The organism is Rathayibacter sp. AY1H3 (assembly GCF_002932015.1).
Genome location: NZ_PSUU01000035.1, coordinates 27493 through 42180, shown reverse-complemented (window position 1 = coordinate 42180; position 14688 = coordinate 27493). Strand labels below are relative to the sequence as shown.

Sequence of the window (14688 nt, the reverse complement as noted above, 5' to 3'; positions counted from 1 at the left end):
GAGTCGCGACCGGCTACGCCGAAACGCTGGAACGCGTTTCGACGGTTCGCCTCCGGCGGTGTTCACTCCCGCGGCGGTCCCCGCCCGCCGCGGCGCGGTCGGCTCCCAGGAAAGGCCCGGCAAGTGGAGCGTGTCGCGACCGGCTACGCCGAAACGCTGGAACGCGTTTCGACGGTTCGCCTCCGGCGGTGTTCACTCCCGCGGCGGTCCCCGCCCGCCGCGGCGCGGTCGGCTCCCAGGAAAGGCCGGGCAGGTGGAGCGGGTCGCGACCGGCTACGCCGAAACGCTGGAACGCGTTTCGACGGTTCGCCTCACGGCGCGCCGCCGTGGCCGTGGATGGAGGAGTCGATGGCCCGCGCGGCCGCGCGTCCACCGCCGCTGTGTCCGCGAGGCGAACCGGCGGAACGCGTGTCAGCGTTCCGTCGTAGCTGGACGCAGGACGCTCCACCCGCCCGGCCATCCCGGGTAGCCGACTGCGCCGCGGCGGGCGGGGACCGCCGCGGAAGACGGCTCAACCCAGCGGGTTGATGCCGTTGGTGCGCCAGCGCTCGTCGGCGAGCTGGCCGGGGGTGCCGGCGCTCGCGTTCTCTCCCAGGGGCTCGCCGCCCTCGACGGCGTCGGCGCCGAGCGCGGTGCCGGCTCCCTCGGCGGTGCTGCCGGGGGGAAGCAGGCCCTCCTCGTCCTCGCGGGGGCCGACCTCGTCCTCGGGGGCGTTCTCGGAGCCGCTCTCGCTCATCGGGTCGTAGCCGTGGTCCGGGTCGCGGCTCTCGTCGGCCGTCGTGTTCTCCTCGACCTCGGCGTCGGCGGGACGGACGTCGTCGGCCTTCTCCGCATCGGTGGAGGGGGTGGCCTCGAAGCCTGCGAACTCGGGGCTGTCGTCTGCGCTCATGGCCGCCACGGTAGCACCGGGCCCGCGGGCACCGGAGGGGGTTCCGCCGGGCGCCCGCGACGCCTCCGCTCAGCGGCCACGCCTTAGGCTCGGGGGGCTGGCACGGACGACGGGAGCGACATGCGACGACTCGGGTACGACAGGTTCGGCGGGCCCGATCTGCTCTCGTGGCGGGAAGCGCCGGTGCCGATGCCGGGTCGCGGCGAGGTCCTGGTGCGCACACGCGCGGCGAGCATCAACGCGACCGACGAGAAGATCCTGTCCGGCTCCGCGCGGATCATGGCCGTCGGCCGCTCCCGTCCCTACGGGTTCGGGCTCGACATCGCCGGCACCGTCGAGGCGCTCGGCCCGGGGTCGCACTCGGTCGCGATCGGCGACCGAGTGGTGGGGATGACCCGCGACGGCGACGCCTTCGCCGACGCGTCCATCGCGCGCAGCCGCTCGCTCGTCCCGATGCCCGACTCCCTCGGCTTCGTCGAGGCCGTCACGCTCGCGATGTCGGGCGGCACCGCGGTGGGCCTGGTGGACGCACTGCACGTGCGCGCCGGCGAGCGCGTCCTCGTCAGCGGCGGCTCGGGAGCCATCGGCGATCCGACGATCCAGCTGCTGGTGCGGGCGGGCTGCACGGTCGCGGCCACAGGCTCGGCCGCCTCCGCCGACCTGCTCCGCTCGCTCGGCGCCGAGCCGCACGACTACCGCGCGCTCGACCTCGGGGTGCTGGGCGGCCGCTTCGACGTGGTCGTCGACGTCTCCGGCCACCTGCCGGTCGACGACGCGGCGATCCTCCTGGCCGAGGGCGGGCGCATCGCGACGCTGGTGCCGAGCGGTCCGGCGCTGGTCTCGCAGGCGACGGGCCTCGTCCGCCGCGACCGCCCACGGGTGCGCAACATGATCGTGGTGGCGACGGCGGAGCGGATCGGGCGCGCGGTCTCGCTCGCCGCCTCCGGTGAGCTGCGGCCACGGCCGGGCGCCGTGCATCCTCTGGGCGACGTCGTCGACGTGCTGTCGCGCCGAGCGACCGGCGCCGACCGCACGATCGGCAAGATCGTCTTCACCGCCGACGACTCGGCTCCGCTGAGCTGACCACCGTCTCCTCCTCCTCGGCCGGTCGGCCGAGCGAGAGCGTGGCCAGGAAGCCGACGGCGAGGAACCCGGCGGCCGCGAAGGCGGCGTAGCGGGTGCCGTCCGAGAACGCCTCGCCCGCCGCCCGGGCCGCGTCGGCGGTGGCCGGTGAGGCGGCCAGCCCGGCGATCGCCGCACCGGAGGAGTCGACCACCGCGTCGACGGTGGTCGCCACCTGCTCCGCGGGGAGGCCCTGCTGCTCGAGCGAGGTCGTGAGGACCCCCGCGGTCGAGGTGTAGAGGATCGTCCCGAGCACGGCGATGCCGAGGGCGGAGCCGATCTGCCGTGCGGTCGACTGCGTGCCCGAGCCCTGCCCGCTGAGCTCGACGGGAACGTCCCGGAGCACGACCCCGGTCAGCTGCGCCGTCGCGAGGCCGACGCCGAAGCCGTAGACGGCGAGGAACGGGACGAGGGCCCACCACGGGGTGGAGTCGGAGACGACCAGGCCGATGCCCGCGACGCCGACGATCTCGGCCGCGAGGCCCACCCGCACGATCAGCACCGGCGCGACCCTGTTTCCGAAGGCGCCGGCGAAGCCCGAGGCGACGAAGGAGCCGAGCGCGAGCGCGAGGAGCACCAGGCCGGTCTGCACGGCCGTGTAGCCGAGGACGCTCTGGAGCCAGATCGGCAGCGCCAGGATGATCCCGAACTCGCCGAGGGAGACGATCATCGCGGCGAGGTTGCCGTTGCGGAACGAGGCGAGGCGGAAGAGCCCGATCGCAAGCATCGCCGAGCGCCCGGCGCGCTCGCGGGCCCGCGCCCAGAGGACGAAGGCGACCCCGGCGAGCACCGCGACGGCGAACGCGATCGGGACCGGCGAGAGACCGAGCGGCCAGCTCCAGCCGCCGACGCTCAGGCGCTCGTCGACGCCCCACCAGCCGAGGGTGCGCCCCTCGATCAGGGCGAACACCAGGGAGGCGGAGGCGATGATCGAGAGCGCGGCGCCGACGAGGTCGACCCGCCGCCCGTCGGGCTGCCGCGACTCGTCGACGAACAGCAGCGCTCCGACCACGATGATCACGCCGAGCGGGATGTTGATGCCGAACGCCCAGCGCCAGGAGAAGTCGGTGGTGAGCCAGCCGCCGAGCAGCGGGCCGACCGCGGTCATGCCGCCGATGGTCGAGCCCCAGACGGCGAAGGCGATGGCGCGCTCGCGCCCGCGGAAGGTGGCGTTGATCAGCGAGAGGGTCGTCGGCAGCACCATCGCTCCTCCGACGCCCTGCACGACCCTGGAGAGGATCAGCAGGTCGCCGGTCGGAGCGAGGGCCGCCGCGACGGAGGAGAGCGCGAAGAGCGAGACGCCGACGATCAGCATGCGGCGCCGGCCCCAGCGGTCGGCGAGGGTGCCGAAGACCAGCAGGAGCGCGGCGAACACGAGCGTGTACGACTCCTGCACCCACTGCACCTGGGTCGAGGTGATCCCGAGATCGGCGACGATCGACGGGATGGCGACGTTGACGATGGTCGAGTCGACGATGATCGTCGCCACTCCGAGGCTGATGACGACCAGCCCGATCCACTTGCGGTTGCGCACGACGCTCTCCTCCGACGATTTAGTAAGCCAGCTGACTATATGCCCGCGGAGGGCGCCGTGTCGAAGGGAGGGCCTGGGAGATTAGCGGGAGGCGGGCGCGGCGACAAGGGCGCGAAGCTCCCGGAGCCGCCCGGTCAGGATGGACGCATGCCCGCATCCCCCCGTTCCTTCCCGTATCCCCTCGGCGTCTCCCTCCGCGGCGACGCCGGCGCCGACGTCGCCGTCTACTCCGAGACCGCGGACAGCGTCGAGGTCTGCCTCTTCGACGAGTCCGGAGCAGAGACCCGCGTCGCCCTCACCGAGCGGACCGGCCACGTCTTCCACGGCCTCGTCCCCGAGATGGGCATCGGCACCCGCTACGGACTGCGCGTCGACGGCCCCTGGGACCCCGCCAACGGCCTCCGCCACAACGCCGCCAAGCTCCTCCTCGACCCGCACGCCACCGCGATCGAGGGCTCGTACACCTGGTCCGAGGACGTCTTCGGCCAGTTCTACGAGGACGCCGACACCCGCAACGACGCCGACTCCGCGCACGCGGTCCCCCGCTGCGTCGTCACCGACCCCGACTCCTTCGACTGGAGCGGCGACACCGCGCCGCGCATCCCGCTCGAGGAGACCGTCGTCTACGAGGTGCACGTGAAGGGCTTCACGAAGCTGCACCCCGACGTGCCCGAGGACATCCGCGGCACCTACCGCGGCCTCGCGCACCCCGCCGCGATCAAGCACTTCACCGACCTGGGCGTGACCTCGGTCGAGCTGCTCCCCGTGCACCAGTTCGTGCAGGACTCGCACCTCGAGGAGAAGGGCCTGCGCAACTACTGGGGCTACAACTCCCTCGGCTTCTTCGCGCCGCACAACGAGTACTCGCACGCCGGCGACGACGGCTCGCAGGTCGACGAGTTCAAGGCCATGGTCAAGGCGTTCCACGAGGCCGGCCTCGAGGTCATCCTCGACGTGGTCTACAACCACACCGCCGAGGGCAACGACAAGGGCCCCACCCTCTCGTTCAAGGGCATCGACAACGGCTCCTACTACCGCCTGGTGGAGGAGGACCGCGCGAACTACTTCGACACCACCGGCACCGGCAACAGCCTCAACGTCGCGCACCCGGCCGCGCTCGGCCTGATCATGGACTCGCTGCGCTACTGGGTGACCGAGATGCACATCGACGGCTTCCGCTTCGACCTCGCCACCACCCTCACCCGCCAGACCGGTGAGGCCGAGGTGCACAGCGCCTTCCTCGACCTGATCGCGCAGGACCCGGTGCTCGCGCCCGTCAAGATGATCGCCGAGCCGTGGGACACCGCCGGCTACCAGGTCGGCGGCTTCCCCGCGGACTGGTCGGAGTGGAACGGGAAGTTCCGCGACGACGTGCGCGACTTCTGGAACGGCGCCGACTCGGTGCTCGGCACGACCGCGCAGCGCGTCCTCGGCTCCCCCGACGTGTACGAGGCCGACCGCCGCTCGCCGGTCTCCAGCATCAACTTCGTCACCGCGCACGACGGCTTCACCCTCGCCGACCTCACCGCCTACTCGCGCAAGCACAACGCGGCCAACGGTGAGGACAACAACGACGGCGAGAGCGACAACCGCTCCTCCAACAACGGCGCCGAGGGTCCGACCGAGAACGAGGCGGTCAACGAGCGCCGCGACCGCATGCGCCGCAACTTCCTCGCGACGCTGCTGCTCTCGGCCGGCGTGCCGATGATCCTGGGCGGCGACGAGATCGCCCGCACGCAGGGCGGCAACAACAACGCCTACTGCCAGGACGACGAGATCTCGTGGTTCGACTGGGAGAACGCGGACCGCGAGCTGCTCGCCTTCACCCGCGAGCTGATCGCCCTCCGCGCCGCGGAGCCGGCGCTGCGCCCGAAGTGGTTCCGCCGCGCCCCCGGCGACGGCGGCCCCGACACGGTCGACATCCTCCGCTCCGACGCGCAGGGCTTCGCCGACGAGGACTGGGACAACCCCGACGCCCGCTCGATCACCTTCGTGTTCGAGCACGAGGGCAGCGCGAGCTTCGCCCTGCTGCTGAACGCGGCGGAGAACGGCGTCGAGTTCACCGTTCCCGAGGCGCCCGGCGCCGAGTGGACGCTGGCCGCCTCGAGCGACCCGGAGCAGGTCGTCGAGGGCGAGGTCACCACGCTGATCGTGCGCGACGGCTCGTTCACGCTGCTGCGCTCGGCCTCCTGATGACCGGCCGGACCCCGCGGCTCCTCCGCTTCGGCGGGCGCATCGCGGGGTTCGGCACGTCCTCGGGCACGAGGATCGTGCTGGGCCTCTGGGAGGACACCCCCTTCGGCCCGTTCGCCGACGCGATGGTCGAGGACGGCGACGGCCACCGCCTCCTGATCGCACCGACCCGCGAGGTCGCGGACTTCATCGGGTCGACGTACGCGTTCGACGAGGTGCGGATCGCGCCGGTGTCGTGGCGGAGGATCGCGGGCGGCCTGTCCGTCTCGGCCGGACCGCTCGCGGTGCGACTGGAGCTCGGCGGTCTCACTGCGCTCGGCCGGCTGCTGCGGATCGTTCCGCGACCGCTCGCCGAGCACCCGGCATGGCTGACCGCGATCTCGCCGGTCGCCTCCCTGCTCGTCCGCGGGGTCAGTACGGCCGGGTCGGCCGGGCACGGACGCCGCGAGTACTACGGCGCGCGGGCGATCCGCCGCGTCGAGGGCGTCCACGCAGTGCTGGCGGAGGAGGACCTCGGCCCGTTGCGCCCGCTCTCGCCGCCCGTGCGGTTCGGCTTCTCGTCGGCGCCCGCCGCTCCGGCGATCGTCGACGTCACCACCACCATCGCGCTCCCGCGCGAGGGGACCACCGCGCTCCGGCGCGACCGAGAGAGAGGAGCCGCCTCGTGAAGAAGGGCGACAAGATCAGCTGGAACACCTCGCAGGGCGAGACCCACGGCGAGCTGGTCGAGAAGAAGACGAAGGAGTTCCAGTTCGAGGGGCAGAAGTTCAACGCCTCGGACGACGAGCCCTACTGGATCGTGCAGAGCGACAAGACCGACGCGAAGGCCGCGCACAAGGAGTCGTCGCTGACGAAGAAGTGAGCGGGCGCACGCCGAGCGGCTGCGGGCCGGGCTCCGGATCGACTCCGGGGCCCGGCCCGCGCCCGTCTCACGCGATGCGGATGAGCTTCTTGTTCACGAACTCCTCGAGGGCGGGGCGGCCCATCTCGCGGCCGGTGCCCGAGCGCTTCACACCGCCGAAGGGCAGCTCGGCCGCGTCGCCGAGGACGAGGTTGATCCAGACCATGCCCGCGTCGATCCGATCCGCCAGGCGCAGGGCCTGCTCCTGGTCGGTCGTGTAGAGGTAGGAGCCGAGGCCGTAGGGGGTGTCGTTCGCGAGGGCGATCGCCTCGTCCTCGTCGCGGACGCGGTAGAGCGCGGCGACGGGGCCGAAGAACTCCTCGCGGTAGGCGTCCATCTCGGGCGTGACGCCCTCGAGCACGGCGGGCGGGAAGAAGTTGCCGGTCACCTCGCCGCTGGCGCGGACGGTGGCCCCCTGCTCGCGCGCGGCCGCCAGCTGCGCCTCGAGGCGCTCCGTCGCGGCGGAGGAGGAGAGCGGGCCGAGGAGGGTGCCCTCCGCGAACGGATCGGCCGGCTGGGCGCGGGTGAACGCCTCCGTGAACTTCTCGGCGAACGCGTCGTACAGCTCGTCGATCACGATGAAGCGCTTCGCGGCGTTGCAGGACTGGCCGTTGTTGTCCAGGCGCGCGGCGACCGCGTCCTCGACCGCCTTGTCGAGGTCGTCGGTCGACAGGAGCACGAACGGGTCGGAGCCGCCGAGCTCGAGCACGACCTTCTTCAGGTGTCGGCCCGCGAGCTCCGCGACGGCCGCGCCGGCCCGCTCGGAGCCGGTGACGGAGACGCCCTGGACCCGGGGGTCGGCGATGACGGTCGCGGCCTGCTCGTTCGTGGCGTAGAGGTTCACGTAGACGCCGGCGGGCGCGCCCAGCTCCTCGGCCGCGGTGCGGAACATGTCGGCGATGGCGGCGGCCGACTCCGGGCACTGCGGCGCGTGCTTGAGCAGGATCGTGTTGCCCGCGACCACGTTCGGGCCGGCGAAGCGGGCCACCTGGTAGTAGGGGAAGTTCCACGGCATGATGCCCAGGAGCACGCCCAGCCCGGCGCGGCGGATCAGCGCGGAGCCGGTGCCCTCGGCGAGCTCGATCGGCTCGTCGGCGAGGAAGGCCTCGCCGTTCTCGGCGTAGTAGCGGTAGATGTCGGCGGCGAAGCCGACCTCGCCCTGCGCCTGGTCGAGCGGCTTGCCCATCTCGCGGACGATGATCGCCGCGAGCTCGTCGGCGCGCTCGACGTGCAGCTGTGCCACGCGGGCGATCAGCGCCGCGCGGGTCGCGACGGGCACGGTCCGCGACCACGAGGAGTACGCGTCCTGCGCCGAGCCGATCGCCGCGGTCAGCTCGGCGTCGCCGAGGGTCGGGTACTCGCGGAGGGTCTCCCCCGTGGCCGGGTCGATCACGGCGTAGTGGGTGCTCATGCGGGCTGTGCTCCTTCGCGCTGGGGGGCCGGTGCGGTCGCGCCGTCCTCGTCGATGATCTCCTGTGCCAGGCGCCTGCCGACGCGGATGGCACCGTCGACGTGCTGGTAGCCCTCGGCGGCGAGGTCGCTCGTGCCGAAGCGGAGCGGACCCACCGGCTCCAGCTGCAGCGCGCCGTACCGGGTCAGCCCGCCCAGGTCGAAGCTCGCGGCGTACGCGCCCTGCGTCCACTCCTCGGACGCCCAGTCGCTCTCGTAGTAGACGACCGGATCGAGCGCGGCCGGGCCGAAGTAGGCGGCGAGCGAGTCGAGGATCGCGGCCTTCCGCACCGCCTCGTCGAGCGCGAGCACGCGGTCGGCCTTCTCGTCCGAGACGAAGCCGACCAGGGTGCCGCGCTCCTCCCCGTGGTTCGAGTTGTCGTAGGCCTCGTGCACGAGCGAGTGCGGGCTGAACGCGGTGCCGGAGAGGCCGTCGGCGCGCCAGAAGGGCGTGGCGTAGGTGGCGTGCACCTTGATCACGAGGCCGAGCGACTGGTGCTGCAGGGCCTGCTGCCGCAGGCGCGGGAGCGGCGGGTCGAACGAGATGCGGCCGACGAGGTTCGGCGGCACGGCGACGATCGCGCGGCGGGCGCGGAGGACGGCGCCGTCGGCGCGCACCTCGACCCCGTCGTCACCGTGGCGGACGGAGCGGACCGGGTGCCCGAGCAGGACGCGCTCGGCGCCGAGGCGCTCGGCGAGCCGCCCCGGGACCTGCTGGAGGCCGCCGATCACGCGCTTGTCGAGGATGAAGTCGGCGTCGACCAGGTTGCTGAAGCTCCCCGCGCTCGCGGCCATGAGGAGCGCCTGGAGGAGGGAGAAGGCGTGCGCCGGCTTGGTGAGCATGGCGTCGGCGAGGAAGAGGGCGATGTTGGCCCGCGCCTCCACGTCGTCGCTCTGCTGCTCCAGCCAGGCGGCGAAGGTGACGCGGTCGTAGTCGCGGGCGAGCGGATGCGTCCACGGCGCCGCCGGATCCGTCTCGGCGACGAGGCGGTCGAGCACCTCGATCAGGCGGGAGATCTCGGACTCGGTGCGCTCGCTCCCCGGGAAGATGTCGCCGGTGAAGCGGCGAGCGGAGCCGTCGGCGCCGATGTAGACGCTCTCGCCCTCGCGGTAGCGGGAGTAGGTGCCGAGGCCGAGCTCGTCGAGGGTCTCGAGGAGCGCCGTCTGGTCCGGCGAGACCCACTGGCCGCCGAGCTCGAGGAGCTGCCCGTCGACCACGCGGGTCTCGAGCCGCCCGCCCACGCGCTCGCGCGCCTCGACGACGACGACGTCGAGGCCGTGCTGCTGCAGCCGGAGCGCCGCGGTGAGTCCGGTGGCACCGGCTCCGATCACGACGACGTCGTGCTCGCTGGGGGACATGACTTCTCTTTCCGTCGGTGATCGCGGGCGTGGACGCGCGAATACGGATGATCCTGTCACAGAAGCGGAGGAGAACGTCAGTGAGTGCGCCCGATGGAGGGTGGACTCGGAGCGCCCTCCACCGAACTACATAGGCGTGCTATATTGTTTCTCGTGCCCGATCCCAGTGCCCCCGTGCGTCTCGCCTCCGCCGCCACCGCCCTCACGCGGTTCGCGGGCCGGGCGAGCGGCGCGACCGGGCTCGGCGCGCAGTCCGGAGCCGTCTGGTCGACGCTCGCCGAGCTGCGCACCGCCTCCCCCTCCCGCCTCGGCGAGCTCGCCGAGCGGGTCCGCGTCACCCAGCCGACGATGACCGGCATCATCGCCCGGCTCGACGAGGCCGGCTGGATCCGCCGCGTCCACGACGCCGGCGACGGCCGCGCTTGGCTGATCGAGGGCACTCCCGCCGGCTTCGACGCCCTCGCCGAGCACCGGCTCCGCCTCGAGGCCGCCCTCGCCCCGCTGTTCGAGGACCTCGACGAGGACGACCGCCTCGCCCTCGAGCGCGCCGCGACCCTCGTCGAGGCCCGCGTCGCCCGCATCGCCGGCACCCCCGTCCCCTCCTCCCCCGAGAAAGGCTCCACGCCGTGACCACCTCCCCCCACTCGCCCGCCCAGGGCTCGATCCTGAAGCAGCCGCTGGCCGTCTGGGCCGTCGCCTTCGCCGCGGTGATCGCCTTCATGGGGATCGGCCTGGTCGACCCGATCCTCCCGGCCATCGCCGAGAGCCTGCAGGCGACTCCGACCGAGACCTCGCTGCTCTTCACGAGCTACCTCGTCATCACCGGCGTCGTGATGTTCTTCACCAGCTGGCTCTCCAGCCGCATCGGCGCCAAGAAGACCCTCATGATCGGCCTGGTGCTGATCGTGGTGTTCGCCGCGCTCGCCGGCACGGCGGGCAGCGTCGAGGGCGTCATCGGCTTCCGCGCGGGCTGGGGCTTCGGCAACGCGCTGTTCATCTCGACCGCGCTGTCGACCATCGTCGGCGCGGCGAGCGGAGGCTCCTCCGCGGCGATCGTGCTCTACGAGGCCGCGCTGGGCATCGGCATCGCCATCGGCCCGCTGCTCGGCGGGCTCCTCGGCAGCGTCTCGTGGCGCGGCCCGTTCTTCGGGACCGCCGTGCTGATGGCCGTCGGCTTCATCGCCATCGCGACGCTCCTGCGCGAGGACGGCCCGAAGCCCGCTCCGACTCCGATCTCGGCGCCCTTCGCGGCCCTCAAGGTCCCGGCCATCCGCACGCTGGCGGGCGCTGCCCTGTTCTACAACATCGGCTTCTTCGTGCTGCTCGCCTACACGCCCTACCCGCTCGGGCTGGACGAGATGGGCCTCGGCTTCACGTTCTTCGGCTGGGGCCTGGGCGTGGCGATCACCTCCGTGTTCGTCGCTCCGCTGCTCACCCGGCGCCTCCCGCGCACCGTCGTGCTGCGCTCGGTGCTGCTGCTGCTCGCGCTCGACCTGATCGCCGGCGGCCTCGTGATCTCGTCGCGCGTCGGCCTGATCGTCTGCATCATCGTCGGCGGCCTGCTGCTCGGAGTCGTCAACACGGTGCTCACCGAGTGCGTGATGGAGGCGACCGACCTGCCCCGCTCGGTCGCCTCGTCGGCCTACTCCGGCGTCCGCTTCCTCGGCGGCGCGATCGCCCCGCCCGCCGCCTCTGCCCTGGCCGCCGCGATCTCGCCGGCCTTCCCGATGTACGCCGCGGCCGGAGCCGTCGCCGTCGCCGCGCTGATCGTGCTGCTCGGACGCCGCACCCTGGCCCGCGCCGACGCCCACGAACCCGAGCCCGAGCTCGTCGAGGCGCAGGCGATCACGCTCGGCGAGTGACGCGCCCGGCGGGCTTCAGGGGCCCGCCGAGGCGTCACGAACGGTCGTCATCCGAGCGGGATGACGGCCGTTCGTGACGCCTGGACGCGGTCGAGCGGGAGGGGCGCAGGATCCGACCTGTGGAGAACCGGTTCACGAGGATCGGGAGGCGGGACAGTGGCCGGATGCACGATCCCTCGCCGCTTCCGATCGGACTCCGCGGCCGCGCCTTCACCGTCGCTGACGCTCGCGCGAGCGGACTGAGCCGCGGGCGGCTCCGCAGCTCCGACCTCCACCGGCCCTTCCACGGGGTCCGCACCGCCGACCCCGACCCCGACCTGCGCCTGCGCGCGCAGGCGCTCCTCGCACTGGTCGGTCCGCAGGCTCTCCTGAGCCACGTGACGGCGGCGCGGCTCTGGCCGCTCGACCTCCCGCCCGCCGCTGCGGACGAGCCGGTGCACGTCAGCGTCCGCCGGCCGGGACGCGCTCCCCGGCACCGGAACGTCGTCGGCCACGCCCTCGCCGATCCCGGCGTCCGCCGCGTCCTGCGCCGCGGACTGCCCCTCACCGATCCGGCCTCGCTCTTCTGCCATCTCTCCGCGCTCCTCGAGCCGGACGACCTCGTCGCGGTGGGCGACGCGCTGGTGCGCACGCCGGTCGTCGGCGATCCGGCCGATCGACGGCCCTAGGTGCCTCTGCCCGACCTGCGGGAGCGCGTGTCGGCCTTCCGCGGTCGGGGCTCGGTGCGACTCCGCGCCGCACTCGCTCTGGTGCGCGACGGGGCGGACTCGCGGCAGGAGTCGCGGTTCCGGCTCGCCTCGCTCCGGGCAGGGCTCCCGGAGCCGGTGCTGCAGGAGCCGCTGCTCGACTCCGACGGGGTCTTCGTCGGGCGGCCGGACGGCTGGTACCCCGCGGAGCGGGTCGCGTGGGAGTACGAGGGCGACGATCACCGCACCAGCAACCGGCGCTTCGCGCGCGACCTCGGCCGCTACGACGACCTCGCCTCGATCGGCGTCCGCGTCGTCCGCATCGTCGGCGCCGAGTTCGTCCCGCACCCCGAGCGCTCCGTCGAGCGCCTGCGACGAGCACTCGCCGAACGGTCCCCGCATCGACGACCGCCGAGGGGTCGCGAACGGTCGTCATCCGAGCGGGATGACGACCGTTCGTGACCCCTCACGGGAGGGCGCGCGCTCAGGAATCAGGGCGCGACCTCGAAGAGGCGCGGGCGCAGCGCGGACGTGCGCGGGTCGGCGGCGCAGGCGGCGAGCGCCGCCGCGAGGACGCCGCGGGCCGGGTGCGGCTCGCGGACGTACACGTCGACGCCGGCGGGCGTGAACGGCGTCCGGGCGAAACGGGTGAGGGCCCAGCCAGCCTCCTCGTCGGCGGCCACGAACGACCAGCGGCTGCGGGCGAGGACGGTCAGCGGCTCGACGCCGCGCCAGCGGAAGCCGGACGGATCGTGCGGGTCGGGGGTGTCGATCCCGACCACGTAGTGCGAGCGCGTGCGGCCGCGCCAGCTGACGACGTCGCCGATCCCGCCGGTCGGGAGCGGCGCGTACGTGATCGCCACCCCCGACCGCGAGCGCCAGAGCGGCAGCGAGGAGCCCCGGACGAACCAGGTGCCGCTCGCGAGCGCCCGGGCGTCGATCATCGGAGAGCGTGCTTGATGTTGGTGCGGGCCAGCGCGACGGCCTCGCCCGCTCCTCCGTTCATCACGATCTTCGAGACCGCCAGCGCGAAGCCCTTCACCTGCGCGCCCGTGATCGTGGGTGGGAGCGAGAGGGCGAGCGGATCCGTCACCACGTCGACGAGGACCGGGCCGCTGTCGGCGAGCGCCGAGCGGAGGGCCTCCTCCACGTCGCGCGGGTCCTCGACGCGGATGCCGCGGATGCCGATCGCCTCCGCCACCTTCGCGTAGTCGACCATCGGCACGTCGACGGCGAAGTCCGGGAAGCCGTCGACCAGCATCTCGACCTTGACCAGCCCGAGCGTGGAGTTGTTGAACACGACGATCGTCACGGGCAGCCGGTAGGCGGCGACCGTGACCAGCTCGCCCATCAGCATGGAGAGCCCGCCGTCGCCGCTCAGCGAGACGACCTGGCGACCGGGGTGCGAGAGCTGCGCGCCGACCGCCTGCGGCAGCGCGTTCGCCATCGACCCGTGCATGTACGAGCCGAGCAGGCGCCGCTTCCCGTTGGGGGTGATGTAGCGGGCCTGCCAGACGTTGCCCATGCCGGTGTCGGCGGTGACGATCGCGTCCTCGGAGAGCAGGCCGTCGAGCGTGGAGGCGACGAGCTCGGGGTGGATCGGGCTGCGCGTGCCGACCTCGGTGTACTTCCCGACGACTCCGGTGACCAGCTTCTCGTGCTTCTTCAGCGTCTTGTCGAGGAAGCGGTGGTCCTTCCGCTGCACGAGCGGGGTCAGCGCGGTGAGGGTCGCCGCCACGTCGCCGTGGACGGGGTGCGCGACGCTGACGCGGCGACCGAGCTTCGAGGCGTCGCTGTCGACCTGAGCGATCACCACCTTCGAGGCGTCGGGAAGGAACTGCTCGTAGGGGAAGTCGGTGCCGAGGAGGAGGAGCAGATCGGCGTCGTGCATGCCGGCGTGCGCCGCTCCGTAGCCGAGGAGGCCCGTCATGCCGACGTCGTAGGGGTTGTCGTACTGGATCCACTCCTTGCCGCGCAGGCTGTGCCCGACGGGCGCGCCCACCAGCTCGGCGAAGGCGACGACCTCGTCGTGCGCGTTCTGCACTCCGGCGCCCGCGAAGATCGCGACGGTCCGCGCCTGGTCGATCGCGGCCGCGAGGGCGCGGACGTCGGCGTCGGCGGGGACCAGGACGGGTGTCGACGGCAGCACGAACGCGGGGAAGCCGTCCACCGCTTCCAGCTCGGCGATGTCGCCGGGGAGGGTGACCACGGCGACTCCGCGGAGCGCCACCGCGCTGCGCATCGCGGCGTTGACGACCCGCGGGGCCTGGGCGGCGGTCGAGATCAGCTCGCGGTAGTTCGAGCACTCGACGAAGAGCCTGTCCGGGTGCGTCTCCTGGAAGTAGGACGAGCCGATCTCGTTGCTGGGGATGTGGCTCGCGATGGCGAGCACCGGGGCGGAGGAGCGGTGCGCGTCGTAGAGGCCGTTGATCAGGTGCAGGTTGCCGGGGCCGCAGCTGCCGGCGCAGACGGCGAGGCGCCCGGTGAGCTGCGCCTCCGCGCCGGCGGCGAAGGCGGCCGCCTCCTCGTTGCGCACGTGGATCCAGTCGATGCCTCCCTTCTCGGAGCCGCCGCTGCGGCGCACCGCGTCGACGATCGGATTCAGCGAGTCGCCGACGATCCCGTAGATGCGGGAGACGCCGGCGTCGATGAGCTGAGCGATGAGCTGGTCTGCGACCGTCTTCTGAGCCATG

14 protein-coding genes are annotated in these 14688 nt (G+C 72.9%); 8 read left to right on the top strand and 6 right to left on the bottom strand.

Annotated elements, in window-relative coordinates; genetic code table 11:
- Window positions 1-511: 511 nt before the first annotated feature.
- Entirely contained in the window at window positions 512-889 is a 378-nt protein-coding gene (locus tag C5C33_RS13570) for a hypothetical protein (RefSeq protein ID WP_104314845.1), read from the bottom strand.
- Between the two features lie 120 nt (window positions 890-1009).
- Between C5C33_RS13570 and C5C33_RS13565 the strand changes: the two genes are divergently transcribed.
- Complete coding sequence (locus tag C5C33_RS13565) at window positions 1010-1972, top strand: NADP-dependent oxidoreductase (protein ID WP_104226099.1); 963 nt, start codon at window positions 1010-1012, stop codon at window positions 1970-1972.
- On the opposite strand, the gene C5C33_RS13560 is transcribed toward C5C33_RS13565, so the two are convergent.
- Entirely contained in the window at window positions 1941-3545 is a 1605-nt protein-coding gene (locus C5C33_RS13560) for a DHA2 family efflux MFS transporter permease subunit (RefSeq protein ID WP_104261356.1), read from the bottom strand. The genes C5C33_RS13565 and C5C33_RS13560 overlap by 32 nt on opposite strands.
- A gap of 147 nt (window positions 3546-3692) precedes the next feature.
- Between C5C33_RS13560 and glgX the strand changes: the two genes are divergently transcribed.
- The 3 genes from glgX to C5C33_RS13545 are packed head-to-tail and all read left to right on the top strand — an operon-like array spanning window position 3693 to window position 6600.
- Window positions 3693-5738, top strand: coding sequence for a glycogen debranching protein GlgX (gene glgX / locus C5C33_RS13555; protein ID WP_104246955.1), 2046 nt, complete (start codon window positions 3693-3695; stop codon window positions 5736-5738).
- On the top strand, window positions 5738-6406 hold the full coding sequence (locus tag C5C33_RS13550; protein ID WP_104261355.1) for a hypothetical protein: 669 nt from the start codon (window positions 5738-5740) through the stop codon (window positions 6404-6406). Before glgX ends, C5C33_RS13550 begins: the two co-directional genes overlap by 1 nt.
- A complete protein-coding gene (locus C5C33_RS13545; protein WP_056866275.1) occupies window positions 6403-6600 on the top strand; it encodes a DUF2945 domain-containing protein in 198 nt (65 codons plus the stop codon). The genes C5C33_RS13550 and C5C33_RS13545 overlap by 4 nt, the downstream gene beginning before the upstream one ends.
- 67 nt (window positions 6601-6667) lie before the next feature.
- Here the strand turns inward: C5C33_RS13545 and C5C33_RS13540 are convergent, their stop codons facing one another.
- Both C5C33_RS13540 and C5C33_RS13535 read right to left on the bottom strand, forming a co-directional pair.
- Complete coding sequence (locus C5C33_RS13540) at window positions 6668-8050, bottom strand: NAD-dependent succinate-semialdehyde dehydrogenase (RefSeq protein WP_104261354.1); 1383 nt, start codon at window positions 8048-8050, stop codon at window positions 6668-6670.
- Window positions 8047-9447: an NAD(P)/FAD-dependent oxidoreductase gene (locus C5C33_RS13535; RefSeq protein WP_104261353.1), complete on the bottom strand. Its 1401-nt coding sequence runs from the start codon at window positions 9445-9447 to the stop codon at window positions 8047-8049. Before C5C33_RS13535 ends, C5C33_RS13540 begins: the two co-directional genes overlap by 4 nt.
- Before the next feature lie 153 nt (window positions 9448-9600).
- Between C5C33_RS13535 and C5C33_RS13530 the strand changes: the two genes are divergently transcribed.
- From C5C33_RS13530 to C5C33_RS13515, 4 genes are all read left to right on the top strand, one after another.
- Window positions 9601-10077 (top strand): MarR family winged helix-turn-helix transcriptional regulator, encoded by a 477-nt coding sequence (locus C5C33_RS13530; RefSeq protein WP_146084654.1) that lies wholly within the window; start codon window positions 9601-9603, stop codon window positions 10075-10077.
- Complete coding sequence (locus tag C5C33_RS13525; RefSeq protein WP_104261351.1) at window positions 10074-11309, top strand: MFS transporter; 1236 nt, start codon at window positions 10074-10076, stop codon at window positions 11307-11309. Before C5C33_RS13530 ends, C5C33_RS13525 begins: the two co-directional genes overlap by 4 nt.
- Before the next feature lie 164 nt (window positions 11310-11473).
- Complete coding sequence (locus tag C5C33_RS13520; RefSeq protein ID WP_104261350.1) at window positions 11474-11977, top strand: hypothetical protein; 504 nt, start codon at window positions 11474-11476, stop codon at window positions 11975-11977.
- The gene (locus tag C5C33_RS13515) at window positions 11978-12457 is read left to right on the top strand and encodes a hypothetical protein (protein ID WP_104261349.1); all 480 of its coding nucleotides are present in this window, start codon (window positions 11978-11980) and stop codon (window positions 12455-12457) included.
- Between the two features lie 29 nt (window positions 12458-12486).
- Here C5C33_RS13515 and C5C33_RS13510 read toward each other — a convergent pair whose 3' ends face one another.
- Complete coding sequence (locus C5C33_RS13510) at window positions 12487-12939, bottom strand: hypothetical protein (protein ID WP_104261348.1); 453 nt, start codon at window positions 12937-12939, stop codon at window positions 12487-12489.
- Window positions 12936-14687, bottom strand: coding sequence for a pyruvate dehydrogenase (locus C5C33_RS13505; protein WP_104261347.1), 1752 nt, complete (start codon window positions 14685-14687; stop codon window positions 12936-12938). The genes C5C33_RS13510 and C5C33_RS13505 overlap by 4 nt, the downstream gene beginning before the upstream one ends.
- Window position 14688 lies beyond the last annotated feature (1 nt).

What these genes read in the sequence shown, in the direction of transcription:
- C5C33_RS13570 (WP_104314845.1), bottom strand. Translation starts at nt 889, where the DNA reads ATGAGCGCAGACGACAGCCCCGAGTTCGCAGGCTTCGAGGCCACCCCC.
- C5C33_RS13565 (WP_104226099.1), top strand. Translation starts at nt 1,010, where the DNA reads ATGCGACGACTCGGGTACGACAGGTTCGGCGGGCCCGATCTGCTCTCG.
- glgX (WP_104246955.1), top strand. Translation starts at nt 3,693, where the DNA reads ATGCCCGCATCCCCCCGTTCCTTCCCGTATCCCCTCGGCGTCTCCCTC.
- C5C33_RS13550 (WP_104261355.1), top strand. Translation starts at nt 5,738, where the DNA reads ATGACCGGCCGGACCCCGCGGCTCCTCCGCTTCGGCGGGCGCATCGCG.
- C5C33_RS13540 (WP_104261354.1), bottom strand. Translation starts at nt 8,050, where the DNA reads ATGAGCACCCACTACGCCGTGATCGACCCGGCCACGGGGGAGACCCTC.
- C5C33_RS13535 (WP_104261353.1), bottom strand. Translation starts at nt 9,447, where the DNA reads ATGTCCCCCAGCGAGCACGACGTCGTCGTGATCGGAGCCGGTGCCACC.
- C5C33_RS13520 (WP_104261350.1), top strand. Translation starts at nt 11,474, where the DNA reads ATGCACGATCCCTCGCCGCTTCCGATCGGACTCCGCGGCCGCGCCTTC.
- C5C33_RS13510 (WP_104261348.1), bottom strand. Translation starts at nt 12,939, where the DNA reads ATGATCGACGCCCGGGCGCTCGCGAGCGGCACCTGGTTCGTCCGGGGC.
- C5C33_RS13505 (WP_104261347.1), bottom strand. Translation starts at nt 14,687, where the DNA reads ATGGCTCAGAAGACGGTCGCAGACCAGCTCATCGCTCAGCTCATCGAC.